The sequence below is a fragment of the Nocardia niigatensis NBRC 100131 genome (genome assembly GCF_000308655.1).
Lineage (GTDB): Bacteria > Actinomycetota > Actinomycetes > Mycobacteriales > Mycobacteriaceae > Nocardia > Nocardia niigatensis.
The window spans coordinates 178,705-193,625 of sequence record NZ_BAGC01000044.1 but is presented as its reverse complement, the minus strand read 5'-3'; the positions used below and the strand labels follow the sequence as shown (position 1 = coordinate 193,625).

Below are 14,921 nucleotides of genomic sequence, written 5' to 3'. Positions count from 1 at the left end.
ACTTCCCGCGCCGGCTCAGTGCCCGCCCGAGGCGATCTTCTTCGGATCGATGAACGACTGCAGCGGCGACAGATGCGTGTAGGTGTCGAACAGCGCCCGCCCCAGCGTGGCATGCGCCTCCACCACCGGATTCGTGGCTCCGTAGTTGTCCGCGTCCGGCGCCTGATCGGCGAAGAAGGAGAACACCACCAGCGGCGCGCCCGCCGCGTCGAACATGATCCCGGTGTCGTGCCGCTTGTCTTCGGACGCACCGTGTTTGGTGGCGAACCGCGCCCGCTCGTCCGAGGACATGTTCCGCCGGATCCCATCGGCGTATCCCACCGCGGTCCACGTCATGATCCGCAGCACCGCCTGTGTCGACTCCTTCGACAGCAGCGTCCCCGACGCCAGCCGGAACAGCAGGTCGTTGTTCTCCCGCGCCGTCGTGTTCCCCAGATAGAACCGGCTCTCCCCGGCTATCGGCAGCACCCGGGTCGCCTTGAACCCCAGCCGATCCAAGATCTCGTTGATCTGATCCCCCGACACGAACCGCGACAACAACCGCACCGCGGTGTTGTCCGACACCTGCAGCATGGTCGTCAGCAGATTCGCCACCGTCAGCTGATCCCCGAATACCGCCTGGTTCAGATACAGCCCGCTGCCCTCGGCCACCATATCGGCATCCAGAGTCGTGGTGTCCGACAACTTGATCCGCCCGGCATCCACCTCGGTCATCACCGCGGTCATCACCGCCAGCTTCTGTACGCTGGCGCCCTCGATGACGAAGTCGGCGTCCTCCTCGACGACCGGAACCGGCTTCCCCGACCCGAGATCGCTGACCAGACAGTGCCACCGCCCCCCGGCCACCTTCGTGATGGCCCGATACTGGGCATCGAACGCCGGCCCCACCACAGGCACACCCGCCCGGGCCGTTCCCGCCCGCACCATCCCCCCAGCGGCGATAGCACCGGCCCCCAATAGCATCCGCCTACTGAATCCACGCACCGGCGAAACCTATCCGCGTAGATCACATTTGGGCAACCAGAGCCCGAAACTCCCAGCTTATGTCGCTGAGTCGTGCGGCTCAGTAGATGGCGTCACGGATCAGGTCATACAGTGGCCACCACCGCAGCCGCGCCCCAGTTGACCGCCAGTGCCCGCGCATACCCGGCAGCTTGCAGCTAGCGCTGCTCGTCCGTCGACCGGCGACTTCGAGATCGGTACGGGATTCGGCGTGAACCGAGACCGATCCGACTACCGATACGACCCCGTTGTTCCGGCCGAGGGGACTCGTTAGTGTCGCGCGACTCGCGAACTTGCCGAGTCCGCAAGCGGTTCGAAAACGCATTCAGGAGAAGAACGAGCACAACAACACGCGGCCGTTGGATCGGCGGGGGAGTCGCGTCGGCGCTGGCGGTCATCGGCGCGATGGGTGTCGGTGTCGCGTCGGCCGATACCGCGCCTACCTCGATCACCGTGTCCGGCGGCACCAACCTGACTGTCAACCAGACGTACACGATCACCGTGCATTGTCAGGTGCAGTCCACCCTCGCTGTGGCGATCGACCTCGATCCCTATTCGGCAACCGACGCGAGTCAGCTGCTCGGCGGTGGAACCATCGCGCCGGGCCCGAATCTGCTTGCCACTGTGCAGTGGACGCCGACCACTACAGGCGCACACACCATCGAAGCGTATGGCTGCGCCAGCGGCGCTGGATACCCTGGCTCCCGCCCCCCGACCGCGACATTGCCCGTGACCGTGTCCGCTGCGCAAACCAGCACCGGCAGCGCCGACTCCCTCCCGGTTATCGGCAACCTGCTGAAGGCGCTCGGTCTCTAACCCACCACGGACCAGAGCGTCCGGAAACAAGAAGACCGGTGCGAGCCACGAATGCGCCCGCACCGGTCTTCCTTTGTGCCAGAACTTACTTCAGCTTGTCGCTGCCCAGCCCGAGAACCCGGCGGGCGACGATGAGTTGCTGGATCTGCTGGGTGCCTTCGAAGATGTCGAGGATCTTCGAGTCGCGGGCCCACTTTTCCAGCAGGGGGCGCTGGGAGTAGCCGGTGGTGCCGGCGAGTTCGACGGCCTTGAGGGTGACGTCGGTGCCCATGCGACCGGCCTTGGCCTTGGACATGGAAGCCTCGAGGGAGTTGGGCTTCTTGTTGTCGGCCATCCATGCCGCGCGCAGCGCGAGCAGGTAGGCGGCTTCCCAGTCGGCCTCCAGGCGGAGGAATTCCGCGGCGGCGGCGTGCTGGTTGTTGGCCGGCTTGTCGTAGGAGATCTCGACACCCGCGTCGGTGAGGACGGTGCGGAGCTCCTCGAGGGCGGCGCGGCCGACACCGATGGCCATGCCGGCCACCAGCGGACGGGTGTTGTCGAACGTCTGCATGACGCCCGCGAAACCCTTCTCCACATTGACTTCCGGCGAACCCAGGATGTTGTCCTTGGGGATCCGGCAGTCCTCGAGGCGCAGCTCGGCGGTGTCGGAGGCCTTGATGCCCAGCTTGTGCTCGAGGCGGGACACGGTGAGGCCCTTGGCATCCCGCGGCACCACGAACGACTTGATGGCCGCGCGGCCGGCCGCCTTGTCGACGGTCGCCCACACCACGATGTGGGTGGCGCGCGAACCAGCGGTCACGAAGATCTTGGTGCCGTTGAGCACCCACTCGTCGCCGTCGAGCACCGCGGTGGTGGACACCGCCGCCGAGTCGGAGCCGAAGGACGGCTCGGTGATGGCCATGGCGGCCCACACCTTGCCGAACCGCGACAGCTGCTCATCGGTGGCGACCGCCGCGATGGCGGCATTGCCGAGGCCCTGGTAGGGGATCGACAGCATGAGGCCGACATCGCCCCACGAGGTCTCCAGCGCGTTCATCAGCGCGGACATATTGCCGCCGTTGGTGTTTCCGAGCAACTCGGTGGCGTGCGCGTCGCCCGCGGTCTTCTCACCGGCCTTGCGGCCACCGGTGGCGCCGGAGACGTCGGCCGACCCGGAATCGGACAGGCCCTCGACCATGGCGGCCATGGTGTCCAGCTCGACCGGGTACTCGTGCTCGGCCAGGTCGTACTTGCGCGACGCGGGACGGAAGATCTCCTGCGCGACCTGGTGGGCCTGGTTGGCGCTGGCCCGCAGCTTCTTGGGGAGTTCGAGATTGATCATGAGGTGGTCTCTCCGTTGAGAAGTCGGGTCAGATGAGGACGATGCCTTCGGCCACGCCGACGCCGCGCAGATCGCGGTACCAGCGCTCGACCGGGTGCTCCTTGGTGAAGCCGTGACCGCCCAGCAGCTGCACGCCGTCCAGGCCGATCTGCATGCCCTTGTCGGTGGCCAGCTTCTTGGCCAGCGCCGCCTCGCGGGCGAAGGACAGCCCCTGCTCCGCGCGCGACGCACCCCGCAGTGTCACGAGACGGAGACCGTCCAGCTCGATCGCCATATTGGCGACCATGAACGCGACCGCCTGCCGGTGCGCGATCGGCTCACCGAACGCCTCACGCTCCTTCACGTACGGAATCACGTAGTCCAGCACGGCCTGACCGGTGCCGATGGCCATCGAGGCCCAGCCCAGGCGGGCCAGCCGCACCGCGTCGGCGTACTCCTCGGCGCGCACCGCGCCCTCCGAGTCACCCAGCAGAGCCGTGGCCGGAACGGCGACATTGTTCAGGTGCAGGCGACCCAGGCCCGCGGCCCGCATGCCCATGCTCGGGTCGGCCTCGATCACGACACCCTCGGTGTCGGACTCGACGATGAAGAAGGTGGGGCGGCCGTCCAGCTCGGCGGCGACGATGAACAGTTCGGCGTCACCGGCCGCCGGGACCAGGGTCTTCACGCCGTTGAGGCGGAAACCGCTGGGGGAGCGGGTGGCCTTGGTCTGCAGCGCGAACGGATCGAACAGCGCCTGCGGCTCGGAGATGACGACCGAGGCCTGCGGCACGTTCTCACCCGTGAAGGCGCCCAGGTAGGTCTGCTGCTGGGCGTCGGTACCCCACTGCGACAGCGCGACCGCGACACCGCTCGGCGCCAGGATCGGCAGCGCCAGGCCCATGTCGCCGTACGAGAGCGCCTCGGCCACCAGCGAATTGGTGACTGCGCCACGCTCGGAGGCCGCGCCCTGGAGCTCCTCGGGCACGTTGATCAGGGTGATGCCGAGTTCGGCGGCGCGCTCGAGCAGGTCGCGCGGGGCCTTGGTGGAATTGTCGGCCTCGTACGCGGCCGGGCGCAGGATCTCGCCGGCGAAGTCGCGCACGGTTTCGACGATCATCTGCTGCTCGTCGGACGGGGTGAGGTCGAAGTAGTCTTTCTTACGAGACTCGTTGGCGGGCAGACGCTTCGGAGCGCCACCGCCGGCGACCTTCTCGAACACCCGGGTGGCCGCGCCCAGGGTCCGGAATCCGGTCTTGGTGCCTTCGTAGGTGATTCGTTCGATCGGCTTCCGCAGCTTGTACTTCTCCGCCAGGTCCGATCCCGTGATGGTCGTCATGACCCGCATCGCCGCGCCCATCCAGTCACGTTTGACCGGGTTGAGGCCAACGGCGGAGGTATCCCGCTTCGTTGCGGTGTCTCGAGTGCTCATAATCACCAGTTTTCTATCGAGGAGGTGGGTGATCCTGCCCAGCAATCTTACTCCTGAGTAAGACTATCTTACTTCAGAGTAAGAAGTGGCGTCCAGGCTTGTCGAATCGCCAGGTCAGAGGGGTGGTTTCAACTTACTGGCCGGTACCTCCCGGATCTAGTGAAACAAATATGCTTCAGAAGCTCGCCGACTGGGCTAGTGTGTCGGCGCATAACTCGCTCCTGATGGAGGTTCGTACATATGAAGATCGCGCTCGGAACGGTGGGCTTCATTGCCGCCGGTCTCTTCCTCTCCGCCCCGATGGCCAACGCCGACGCTGTGCAGTTGCAGCCGATCGACGTGGGCGTCACCGGCTCCGGCATCGGCACCGGCTCCGCCTCGGGCGGGTGCATCAACGGCGTCGGCACCGAGCTCGGACTCGGCTCGGTCGGCGTCGGCTCGGCTGCCCCCGGTGGCCCGTTCCTCGACTTCGGCTCGGTGTGCGTCCCGCTCGCCTGAGAAACGATGGCGTAGCGACGCTGACATAACAGGCGTAGCAACGCGCCCGGTGGCGGGACCGCAGCCCGCGCCGGGTATTGCCGCAGCACCGGGGGCCCGGCCGCCCCGGATGCGATGCGAGGGACGCTCGAACGGCCGGCGAACGCCCTGGGTGGCGAAATGTACTGGATAGCAGGGATATTCGCGGTCCTGCTCACCGCGCTCTCCGCCCGGCACGGATATCGCTCGCGACGAGCTCTACTTCCTGGCCGCGCGACGGCGATCGGACTGGGGGTACCCGATCAGCCGCCGCTACTGGCCCGCGCGATGTCGGCCATCGATGCGAATTCCGTACTGCTGCTGCGTTTTCCGGCGACCATGACGGCGACCGCCGTGGTGATCTGCGCCGGACTCACCGCCCGCGAACTCGGCGGCGGCCGCCGACCGGGTGACCCGCTTCTGCGCGGACCGGGAACCCCTGGCCGCATCGACAAGGGGCTGAACATCCGCGATATCGAGCAGGGACGCGCGATCATCCCGTGCCGCGCGCCCCGCCGACCCTGGTCCGAGATGTGGCCCGCCGTGCGGCGACTCGGCTGAGGCCGGTTCAGGCCTGCAGGGCGGCCAGCACCTGGTCCTGCAGATGCGAGTTGGTAGCCACCGCGCTGCCGCCATGCGGTCCCGGCTTGCCGTCCAGCGAGGTGAAGGTGCCGCCCGCCTCGCGGATCAGGATGTCCAGCGCCGCCATATCCCACAGCGACAGCTCGGGTTCGGTGACGATGTCGACCGCGCCCTCGGCCAGCAGCGCGTAGCCGTAGAAGTCGCCGTAGCCGCGCACCCGCCACACCTCGTCCGTGAGCGCGATGAGCTTGGCCCGTCGCCCGATGGCCCGCCAGCCCGACAGGCTGGAGATCGCCAGGCTGGCCGCACCCAGTTCGGCCACCGCCGAAACCGAGATGGCCCGCGGCTCACCCTGCTCGAAACTGCTCCACGCGCCGTGCCCGGCCGCCGCCCACCAGCGCCGGGCCAGCGCTGGCGCGCTCACCGCGCCCACCACCGGCACGCCGTCCTCGAGCAGCGAGATGAGCGAGGCCCAGACCGGCACCCCGCGCACGAAGTTCTTGGTGCCGTCGATCGGGTCGATGACCCACTGCCGCCCGCTGAATTCGACATCCCCGCCGAACTCCTCACCGAGCACCAGATCGTCCGGCCGTTCGACGGCCAGGATCTCCCGCAGCGTCCGCTCGACCGCCAGATCGGCATCCGACACCGGCGTCAGATCCGGTTTGGAATCGATCTTCAAATCGAGCGCCCCGAACCGCTCACGGGTGATCCCATCGGCCGCGTCGGCCAGCTTCAGCGCGAGTTCCAGGTCAGCGGAGTATCCGGTCACGCCCCAGCACGTTAGTCCTCCCCCGTTAACAAGTGGTGTCCCACGTCCCCAACGCTGGGTGGCACAACGGTGATGGTGAATTGCCCGTTATCTCCCAGATCGGTGTGCCGCTCGCCGATCACGCGGGAACGGGGGCGGTGCGGGCCGCGGCCAGCGCCGTTGCCCACCACCGCAGTCCGTCGAGCAGCCGGGTCGCGGAATCCTCGAACTCCGCCGGATCCCGCAGCGTGCCGGACTCGTCGAACAGCAGGTAGTAGCGGCTGAAGGAGACGTAATCCTTCACCGTGTGGGCATTGAGTTCGTTGAAGATCGCGCGCAGGCCCTCGATGGCGAGCAGGCCGCCGGACTTGCCGCTGTAGCCGACGAAACCCACCGTCTTGCGATCCCACTCGGTGAGATGCCAATCGATAGCCGTCTTCAGTGACGACGGAAAGCTGCGGTTGATATCCGGGGTGACGACCACGAAGGCGTCGGCGGCGGCCAGCCGCGCGGCCAGCTCGTCGCCCTGCCCGGGCCGGGCCGGATTCGGCTCCATCACCATCGGCACCGCGGGCAGCTCGTGCGGCAGGTTGTAGTCGGCCAGATCGACGACGTCCACCTCGAACGCGCCGTGCGCGCGAGCCTGCGCGGCGAACCAGTCGGCCACCACCGGCCCGAAACGTCCCTCCCGGACGCTGCCGATGATCACCGCGAGGCGCAGAGGCGTGCTGGTCATGGGGGTCTCCTTCACAATGCGCTGCGACCGGTCGGCCGCTCGAGGTCAACTCTGCGAGCCGGCGCGAGTGCTAGGGAGACCACGCTGAGAGTGGTAGTGGCAGGGACACCATAAGAACAGCCTCCGTTGCTAGCGTCGAAATCGTGAGCGAGAACGAGCTGGGACTGTTCCTGCGGCAGCGCCGGGAGGCGGTCACACCCGCCGAGGCCGGCCTGCCCACCGGTGCGCGTCGCCGCACCCCCGGCCTGCGCCGCGCCGAATTGGCCACGCTCGCAGGCGTTTCCGTCGAGTACCTGACGCGCCTGGAGCAGGGCCGGGACCGCCATCCGTCCGCGCCCGTGCTGATCGCGCTGGCCGACGCGCTGCGACTGACCCCCGCCCAGCGGGTGCACCTGCTCAACTTCGCCAAGGCGGGAGATCCGAACTTCAACTGCCGCGGCGGTTCCGGCCCCAACCGCCGCATCCGCCCGGCCGTGCAGGCCATGCTGGACCAGCTCGAACCCGCGCCCGCCGCCGTCATGAACCGGCTCAGCGAAATCCTCGCCGTGACCGACGGCTATCGCGCCCTGTTCGGCCCGATCGGCCTGCTCGACGGCGGCCTGCCCGGCAGCTACGCCCGCTACGTCCTGTCCGACCCGCGCGCCCGCACCGCCTACCCCGATTGGGAACACAAGGCAGACAAGGTCGTTGCGACCCTCAAGCAGGGACCCGGCCGCGCGGACCCCCACGTCAACGCCCTCATCGAGGAACTCACCGCCGCCGTCGGCCCCGAATTCACCCACCGCCTGGACACCATCCCCGGCCTCCCCGACACCAACGGCGTCGGCCGCCTCTCCCACCCCGAGGCCGGCGCCCTGCGCCTGGCCTACGAGACCCTCAACCTCTCCGCGGACGACGACCAGTTCCTCATGGTCTACCTCCCCGCGGACGAGGCCACCGCCACCGCCCTCGACCGGCTCGTGGGCCGCCGCCCCGGCGGGCTGCGCGCCGTCGCCGGTTGAGTTTTCGGTCGGCCCGCAGCCCTGGTCAATGCCTGGTGGCGGTTCTTCGGTGCGATCGGAAGGTGACGACTGATTTGGTAACGGTCGGGGTAACTCACCGGGGAGGTCCAGAATTGGGTTGGCTCCCAACCGCCGGCACGGGTGCCTAAGTGGCTACGGCACTTGGCTGTCCGCTGAAGGCTCGGGGAGGCGGGGTAGTAGATTTGAGCCTTGTGCATCCTGACGTCTCCGCTGACTTGGCCGAACTCGACACGACTCTGAAGACCATCGAGTCTGTGCTCGACATCGACGAGCTGGCTCGCCGCATCGACGAGTTGGAGCAGCAGGCGGCCGACCCCGAACTGTGGAACAACCAGGAGCACGCCCAGAGCGTGACCAGCGAACTCTCGCACGCGCAGAGCGAGCTGCGGCGGGTGCGGGATCTGCGTCAGCGCTTGGAGGATCTGCCCGTGCTCTACGAGCTCGCCGAGGCGGAGGAGGGCGCGGACCGCACCGCAGCCCTCGCCGACGCGGATGCCGAGCGGTCGGCCCTGCACGCCGATGTCGAGGCGATGGAAGTCCGGACCCTGCTGTCGGGCGAGTACGACAAGCGTGAGGCGCTGGTGAACATCCGTTCCGGCGCGGGCGGCGTGGACGCGGCGGACTGGGCGCAGATGCTCATGCGCATGTACGTCCGCTGGGCCGAGAGCCACAAGTACTCGGTGGAGATCTACGACACCTCGTACGCGGAAGAGGCGGGCATCAAGTCGGCGACCTTCGCGGTCAAGACTCCGTACGCCTATGGCACGCTATCGGTCGAAATGGGCACACACCGACTGGTCCGTATCAGCCCGTTCGACAACCAGGGCCGCCGCCAGACCTCCTTCGCCGAGGTCGAGGTGCTGCCCGTCGTCGAGACCACCGACCACATCGAAATCCCGGACGGCGAGGTCCGCGTCGACGTGTACCGCTCCTCGGGTCCCGGCGGCCAGTCCGTCAACACCACCGACTCCGCGGTCCGCCTCACGCACATCCCGACCGGCATCGTCGTCACCTGCCAGAACGAGAAATCGCAGCTGCAGAACAAGATTTCGGCCATGCGCGTGCTGCAGGCCAAGCTGCTGGAACGCAAACGTCAGGAAGAACGCGCCCAGATGGACGCGCTCAAGACCAACGAGGGCGCGTCCTGGGGCAACCAGATGCGCTCCTACGTGCTGCACCCGTACCAGATGGTCAAGGATCTCCGCACCGGTTACGAGGTCAACAACCCCTCCGCCGTGCTCGACGGCGATATCGATGCTTTCATCGAATCCGGCATCCGCTGGCGCATGCGGGAGCAGACGACCCAGGGGTAACGCATGCATTCGATTCTCGCCGCGGGAACCGGCGCCGATCTCGGGAACTGGCTCCGGTCCAGCGGTCTCGAGATCGTGCTGCTGATCACCGGCACCATGTTGTTCAGTCGCGCCGCGAACTACGTGCGCGACAGGATCACTCGCAAGATCGACGCCGGCTTCCACAGCAGCGATTCGCTGGTGCGGTCCGAGGCGGCCAAGCACCGGCACGCGCTGGCCCAGGTCATCACCTGGGTGGTGCTGTCCATCGTGTACTTCCTGGTGTCGCTGGAAGTGCTGCGGCGCTTGGGTTTCGAGCTCGGCGGACTGGTCGCCCCGGCCGCGGTGCTCGGCGCCGCACTGGGTTTCGGGGCGCAGCGGATCGTCCAGGATCTGCTCGCCGGATTCTTCCTGATCACCGAAAGGCAGTACGGCTTCGGCGATGTCGTGCGCATCGCAGTCACTGGCAATTCGACCGAGGCCGAGGGTACGGTCGAGGACGTCACGTTGCGCATCACGACGCTGCGTAGCGCGGACGGCGAAGTGATAACCGTTCCGAACGGTCAAATCGTGAAAGTGACCAACCTGTCGAAGGATTGGGCGCGCGCCGCCATCGACGTGCCGGTGCCCGCCACCGCCGACATCAACAAGGTCAACGAGATCCTGCACGACGTGGGGGCCAAGGCCTTCGCCGATCGCAAGCTCAAAGCACTGTTGCTGGATGAGCCGAGTGTCATGGGTGTCGAAGATCTCACCGTGAACCAGATGAACATCAAGATGGTGGCCCGGACGCTACCGGGCAAACAGTTCGAAGTCGGACGCGAGTTGCGGGTGCGAGTCGCCGCAGCGTTGCGCCGGGAGGGTCTCAGTGTCGGTGCTCATCAAGAAAACGCGTAAGTCCACGGCGATCCTGGTGGCCGTGTGGATTGCGACTTTCGTTCTCTACATCTTCGTCAAGCCCGCCCAACACCAGACCAACAGCACACCTCCGATTGTGAACACCATGCTCAGCAACTATCTGCCAAACTCTTCCGAGCACACGGACCGCTGAGCCCGAGTCCGCGCGGTGTAGTCGGCCGCGGCGTCGTGCTGGTTACACTGGCTCCCCGTGATAACCCTGCGCAACGTCACCAAGTCGTATCAGACCTCGACGCGGCCGGCGCTGGACAATGTCTCCGTCGATATCGGAAAAGGCGAGTTCGTCTTCGTTATCGGGCCCTCGGGCTCCGGAAAGTCCACGTTCATGCGGCTGCTGCTCAAGGACGAGAAGCCGACCACCGGTGAGGTGTGGGTCGCAGACTTCCGGGTCGACCGGCTGCCCGGGCGCAAGGTTCCCAAACTGCGTCAGCGCATCGGCTGCGTCTTCCAGGATTTCCGGCTGCTGCAGCAGAAGACCGTGGAACAGAACGTGGCCTTCGCGCTGGAAGTCATTGGCAAATCACGAGCATTCATCAATCGCTCGGTGCCCGAAGCCCTCGACATGGTCGGCCTCGCCGGCAAGGCCGACCGCCTGCCCGGCGAACTCTCCGGCGGTGAACAGCAGCGCGTCGCGCTCGCCCGCGCCTTCGTGAACCGGCCGCTGGTACTGCTGGCCGACGAACCGACCGGCAACCTCGACCCGGAGACCAGCCAGGACATCATGACGCTGCTCGAACGCATCAACCGCACCGGAACCACGGTGGTCATGGCCACCCACGACAACACCATCGTCGACGCTATGCGCCGGCGCGTGGTCGAACTCGATCGCGGGCGCATCGTCCGGGACGACGAGATGGGCGTGTACGGGGTGGGCCGGTAATGCGCGCGGGATTCCTGTTCAGCGAGGTCTTCACCGGCCTGCGCCGCAACGTCACCATGACCATCGCCATGATCCTCACCACAGCGGTCTCGCTGACCATGCTCGGCGGCGGCCTGCTCGCGGTGCGCATGGCGGACAAGATCCAGGACTACTACGTCCAGCGGGTCGAGATCCGGCTGTACCTGGACGATCAGGTCTCCAAGACCGATCCGGACTGCACCGGGCAGCCGTGCGCCTCGCTCATGTCGGATCTGAAGAAGCACGACTACGTGGCGAACGTGCAGTTCATCAGTAGCCAGGACGCGGTGAAGGAGGTCAAGGAGACCACCTTCAAGGATCAGCCCGGGCTCGCCGACGAGGTCAGCAAGGACGGATTGCCTGCGTCGTTCCGGGTGAAGCTCGACGACGTCACCAAATACCGGTCCATCTACGACGATTTCTCCAAGCGCCCCGGCGTCATGACCGTGCTCAATGACATGGACATCGTGGACCGGCTGGTCAGCTTCTTCGTCGGATTGCGCAATGCCGCCTTCGGTTTGGCGGCGCTGCAGGCACTGGCGGCGCTGCTGCTGATCGCCAATATGGTTCAGGTCGCGGCGCTGGCCCGGAAGACCGAGGTCGGGATCATGCGACTGGTCGGCGCGACACGGTGGTACACGCAGCTGCCGTTCCTCCTGGAAGCGGTACTGGCCGCGCTGGTGGGATCGGTGCTGGCCGTGGCCGGTCTGTTCGTGGCGCAGCCGCTGGTGATCAACCGGGCGCTGGGGTCCCTGTTCAATGACCAGGTGCTGCCGCGGATCACGGGCGACGACATCGCGGCGGTCGCCATGGTGGTCACACCGATCGGTGTCGGATTCGCCGCGCTCACGGCTTATGCCGCGCTGCGGTATTACGTCCGCGAGTGACTTTCGTTCGGTACCAAGACCTCATCTGCCGGGTCGGGGTGCGAAGTTGGGCGCGTACAGGCCAACGGCATTCCACTGTCGGGCGGTGTCCGTAGGATTGCGGGCGTGAGTGCGCCGGAGGTCGAGACCGTAGTCGGAAACCTGGATGACGCCGGAAGTGATCCGGCGCACCAGGTTCTTCGAAAGACGTTCGGATACGACAGTTTTCGCGGACCGCAGCGGGAGATCGTCGAGCAGGTGATCTCCGGCGGCGACGCCCTGGTGCTCATGCCCACCGGTGGCGGCAAATCGCTGTGCTATCAGATTCCGGCGCTGGTTCGTCCCGGCGTGGGTGTGGTGATCTCACCGCTCATCGCGCTCATGCAGGACCAGGTCGACGCTCTCAATGCCGTCGGCGTGCACGCCGGATTCCTGAACTCCACCCAGTTCCCCGACGAACGGCGCACGGTCGAGGCGCAATTCGTGGCCGGCGAGCTGGATGTGCTCTACCTCGCCCCGGAGCGGCTGCGGCTGGAGTCCACCGCGCAGTTGCTGGATCGGGGCAAGATCTCGGTCTTCGCCATCGACGAGGCGCACTGTGTCTCGCAGTGGGGCCACGACTTCCGGCCCGACTACCTGGGCCTGTCCATGCTGCACGAGCGCTGGCCGGATGTGCCCCGCATCGCGCTCACCGCGACCGCGACCGAGGCCACCCGCAAGGAGATCGCCGAGCGGCTCGATCTCACCCGCGCCAAGCACTTCGTCGCCAGCTTCGACCGGCCCAATATCCAATACCGGATCGAGGGCAAGAATCGGGCCGAGCATCAGCTGCTCTCGTTCATTCAGAGCGAGCACGCCGGTGACGCGGGCATCGTCTACTGTCTCTCGCGCAATTCCGTCGAGAAGACCGCGGCCTTCCTGACCGCGAACGGCGTGGAGGCCGTGCCCTATCACGCGGGCCTGGACAACCGCACCCGCGCGACCAATCAGGCGCGGTTCCTGCGTGAGGACGGGCTGGTGGTGGTCGCCACCATCGCTTTCGGCATGGGCATCGACAAGCCGGATGTGCGCTTCGTCGCGCATCTGGATCTGCCCAAGTCGGTCGAGGGCTACTACCAGGAGACCGGCCGCGCCGGGCGCGACGGCCAGCCGTCCACCGCGTGGATGGTGTACGGCCTCAGTGACGTTGTGCAGCAGCGGAAGATGATCGATTCGTCCGACGGCGACGCGATGCACCGCCGTCAGCTGCAGCTGCACCTCGATGCCATGCTCGCGCTCTGCGAGACGGTGCAGTGTCGCCGCGTCCAGCTGCTGGCCTACTTCGGTCAGCAGGGTGAGCGCTGCGGCAATTGCGACACCTGCCTCAACGCGCCCGAGGCGTGGGACGGCACCGTGCCCGCCCAGAAGGTGCTCTCCACCGTGTTGCGACTCAAACGCGAACGCGGCCAGAGCTTCGGCGCGGGCCACATCGTGGACATCCTGATCGGCAAGCGCAATCCCAAGGTGGAGCAGCACGCCCACCATGAACTGAAGGTCTTCGGCATCGGCACCGAGCTGCGCGATGTCGAATGGCGTGGCGTGGTCCGCCAGCTGCTGGCTCAGGGTCTGCTCGCCGTGCACGGCGACTACGGCGTGCTCACGTTGACCGACGCCAGCAATCAGGTGCTGTTCGAGAAGCGTCAGGTCATGTTCCGGCGCGAGCCCGAACGCGCCAAGGCCGCCCGGACCACCAAGCCCGCCAAGACATCTCGCCTCGCCGCCGGCGTCCTCAGCCAGTCCGACACCGACCTGTTCGAGAAGCTCCGCGCCTGGCGCGCGGCCACCGCCAAGGAACAGGGCGTCCCCGCCTACGTCGTCTTCCACGACGCCACCCTCCGCGAGATCGCCACCCGGAAGCCGGCGTCCCTCGCCGACCTCGGCACCATCTCCGGCATCGGTGAGAACAAGCGCGCCAAGTACGGTGAGGGCGTTCTCGAGGTCGTTACCGGGGGTGGCCCGTCCTCCGACACGGCCGCCGAAAATCGCAGCCCCGCAGCCTCTTCCAGCCCGCCTGCCGCCCCGGCATCGCAGCTGCGGACCAGCGCCGGGGAGAGCTCGAGCGGCCCGGCGGAACCGCGTCGTGCTTCACGATTCGATTCGGTACCGCGGCCTGCCGCTCCGGCGGCATCCAGTTTCGCGCCCGCCGATGACATTCCGTGGCCGGACGAGGTGCCGCCGGACTTCGACGAACTACCGCCCGACTATGTGTGAACCCCGGCAGCCCATGGGTTTCGGTGAGATCACCTTCGATGCACTGTTCCATCGCACGCCCGTGCAATGGGGTATGCGCGGTGATCCGCATCTCTGGGACGCGTTGCGCGATCGGTTCCGCGGACAGCCGATGCCGTGCGAGTTCTGGGATGTGCGCAATGCCGTCGAGGCGGGCATGGCGGAGATCCTCGGCATCGAGCTCGGCGTGGTGCGGTTTCGTGAAACTGATCACGTGGCGATTCCGCGGTTCGAAGTGGGCTACGGCATAACCGACGGCACAGTGTCGCTGCGCTGGTGGCGCAACACCGGTATTCCGCTGCTCATCGACCGTGCCGCCGCCGTGCGCGCCGGCGAACTGATCCCGCGTCCGCGCTGGGAACCGCCGCCGTATGTCCCGCACCAGGGTCCGTTCGTCCCGCCGGACAGTCCGGACCTCCCGCCTCCCGGTCCGGACCTGTCACCACCACCGCCTCCGGTCGGCTCCGGCGGGTGGCTACCACCCCTCCGTTAGGGGCCACTGGCAGCGGATTTGGTTGCTGG

16 protein-coding genes are annotated in these 14,921 nt (G+C 67.0%); 11 read left to right on the top strand and 5 right to left on the bottom strand.

Annotation, left to right across the window (positions count from 1 at the left end; genetic code table 11):
* Positions 1–15: 15 nt before the first annotated feature.
* Positions 16–891 carry a serine hydrolase gene (locus ON33_RS21720; RefSeq protein WP_218001484.1) on the bottom strand — a complete coding sequence of 292 codons (876 nt, stop codon included), beginning with the start codon at positions 889–891 and terminating at the stop codon, positions 16–18.
* Positions 892–1,407: 516 nt separating this feature from the next.
* Here ON33_RS21720 and ON33_RS21715 point away from each other — a divergent pair.
* On the top strand, positions 1,408–1,818 hold the full coding sequence (locus ON33_RS21715; RefSeq protein WP_040860825.1) for a hypothetical protein: 411 nt from the start codon (positions 1,408–1,410) through the stop codon (positions 1,816–1,818).
* An 85-nt stretch (positions 1,819–1,903) separates the two neighbouring features.
* On the opposite strand, the gene ON33_RS21710 is transcribed toward ON33_RS21715, so the two are convergent.
* On the bottom strand, positions 1,904–3,139 hold the full coding sequence (locus tag ON33_RS21710) for an acyl-CoA dehydrogenase family protein (protein WP_040860824.1): 1,236 nt from the start codon (positions 3,137–3,139) through the stop codon (positions 1,904–1,906).
* Between the two features lie 28 nt (positions 3,140–3,167).
* Entirely contained in the window at positions 3,168–4,556 is a 1,389-nt protein-coding gene (locus ON33_RS21705) for an acyl-CoA dehydrogenase family protein (protein ID WP_373281048.1), read from the bottom strand.
* Between the two features lie 234 nt (positions 4,557–4,790).
* On the opposite strand from ON33_RS21705, the gene ON33_RS21700 reads away from it, so the two are divergent.
* Both ON33_RS21700 and ON33_RS21695 read left to right on the top strand, forming a co-directional pair.
* Entirely contained in the window at positions 4,791–5,048 is a 258-nt protein-coding gene (locus tag ON33_RS21700) for a hypothetical protein (protein WP_040860822.1), read from the top strand.
* Positions 5,049–5,207: 159 nt separating this feature from the next.
* Positions 5,208–5,627, top strand: a complete 420-nt coding sequence (locus ON33_RS21695) for a hypothetical protein (RefSeq protein WP_157184658.1) — start codon at positions 5,208–5,210, stop codon at positions 5,625–5,627.
* Between the two features lie 7 nt (positions 5,628–5,634).
* Here the strand turns inward: ON33_RS21695 and hisN are convergent, their stop codons facing one another.
* Together hisN and ON33_RS21685 are read right to left on the bottom strand one after the other, a co-directional pair.
* Positions 5,635–6,420: a histidinol-phosphatase gene (gene hisN / locus ON33_RS21690; RefSeq protein WP_040860820.1), complete on the bottom strand. Its 786-nt coding sequence runs from the start codon at positions 6,418–6,420 to the stop codon at positions 5,635–5,637.
* Positions 6,421–6,538: 118 nt separating this feature from the next.
* Positions 6,539–7,135, bottom strand: coding sequence for an NADPH-dependent FMN reductase (locus tag ON33_RS21685; RefSeq protein ID WP_040860819.1), 597 nt, complete (start codon positions 7,133–7,135; stop codon positions 6,539–6,541).
* A 143-nt stretch (positions 7,136–7,278) separates the two neighbouring features.
* Here ON33_RS21685 and ON33_RS21680 point away from each other — a divergent pair, with 143 nt between their 5' ends.
* The 8 genes from ON33_RS21680 to ON33_RS21650 all read left to right on the top strand — a co-directional run bounded on the left by ON33_RS21680 (position 7,279) and on the right by ON33_RS21650 (position 14,892).
* Positions 7,279–8,136: a helix-turn-helix transcriptional regulator gene (locus ON33_RS21680; protein ID WP_040860818.1), complete on the top strand. Its 858-nt coding sequence runs from the start codon at positions 7,279–7,281 to the stop codon at positions 8,134–8,136.
* Positions 8,137–8,348: 212 nt separating this feature from the next.
* On the top strand, positions 8,349–9,470 hold the full coding sequence (prfB, locus tag ON33_RS21675; protein ID WP_040860817.1) for a peptide chain release factor 2: 1,122 nt from the start codon (positions 8,349–8,351) through the stop codon (positions 9,468–9,470).
* Positions 9,471–9,473: 3 nt separating this feature from the next.
* Positions 9,474–10,346, top strand: coding sequence for a mechanosensitive ion channel family protein (locus tag ON33_RS21670; protein WP_040860816.1), 873 nt, complete (start codon positions 9,474–9,476; stop codon positions 10,344–10,346).
* Positions 10,318–10,500: an Rv3103c transmembrane domain-containing protein gene (locus ON33_RS41455; protein ID WP_157184657.1), complete on the top strand. Its 183-nt coding sequence runs from the start codon at positions 10,318–10,320 to the stop codon at positions 10,498–10,500. Before ON33_RS21670 ends, ON33_RS41455 begins: the two co-directional genes overlap by 29 nt.
* Before the next feature lie 57 nt (positions 10,501–10,557).
* Positions 10,558–11,247, top strand: coding sequence for a cell division ATP-binding protein FtsE (gene ftsE, locus ON33_RS21665; RefSeq protein WP_033090942.1), 690 nt, complete (start codon positions 10,558–10,560; stop codon positions 11,245–11,247).
* Complete coding sequence (gene ftsX / locus ON33_RS21660) at positions 11,247–12,152, top strand: permease-like cell division protein FtsX (RefSeq protein WP_040860815.1); 906 nt, start codon at positions 11,247–11,249, stop codon at positions 12,150–12,152. The genes ftsE and ftsX overlap by 1 nt, the downstream gene beginning before the upstream one ends.
* 105 nt (positions 12,153–12,257) lie before the next feature.
* Positions 12,258–14,381 carry a DNA helicase RecQ gene (recQ, locus tag ON33_RS21655; RefSeq protein WP_174391553.1) on the top strand — a complete coding sequence of 708 codons (2,124 nt, stop codon included), beginning with the start codon at positions 12,258–12,260 and terminating at the stop codon, positions 14,379–14,381.
* Positions 14,374–14,892 (top strand): hypothetical protein, encoded by a 519-nt coding sequence (locus ON33_RS21650; RefSeq protein WP_051152600.1) that lies wholly within the window; start codon positions 14,374–14,376, stop codon positions 14,890–14,892. The genes recQ and ON33_RS21650 overlap by 8 nt, the downstream gene beginning before the upstream one ends.
* The last annotated feature ends 29 nt before the right edge of the window (positions 14,893–14,921 follow it).

Bases quoted from the DNA above. Each gene is read 5' to 3' on its own strand.
- ON33_RS21685 (WP_040860819.1), bottom strand. From the start codon at position 7,135: ATGACCAGCACGCCTCTGCGCCTCGCGGTGATCATCGGCAGCGTCCGG.
- ON33_RS21695 (WP_157184658.1), top strand. From the start codon at position 5,208: ATGTACTGGATAGCAGGGATATTCGCGGTCCTGCTCACCGCGCTCTCC.
- ON33_RS21715 (WP_040860825.1), top strand. From the start codon at position 1,408: ATGGGTGTCGGTGTCGCGTCGGCCGATACCGCGCCTACCTCGATCACC.
- ON33_RS21710 (WP_040860824.1), bottom strand. From the start codon at position 3,139: ATGATCAATCTCGAACTCCCCAAGAAGCTGCGGGCCAGCGCCAACCAG.
- ON33_RS21700 (WP_040860822.1), top strand. From the start codon at position 4,791: ATGAAGATCGCGCTCGGAACGGTGGGCTTCATTGCCGCCGGTCTCTTC.
- ftsX (WP_040860815.1), top strand. From the start codon at position 11,247: ATGCGCGCGGGATTCCTGTTCAGCGAGGTCTTCACCGGCCTGCGCCGC.
- ON33_RS21670 (WP_040860816.1), top strand. From the start codon at position 9,474: ATGCATTCGATTCTCGCCGCGGGAACCGGCGCCGATCTCGGGAACTGG.
- ON33_RS21650 (WP_051152600.1), top strand. From the start codon at position 14,374: ATGTGTGAACCCCGGCAGCCCATGGGTTTCGGTGAGATCACCTTCGAT.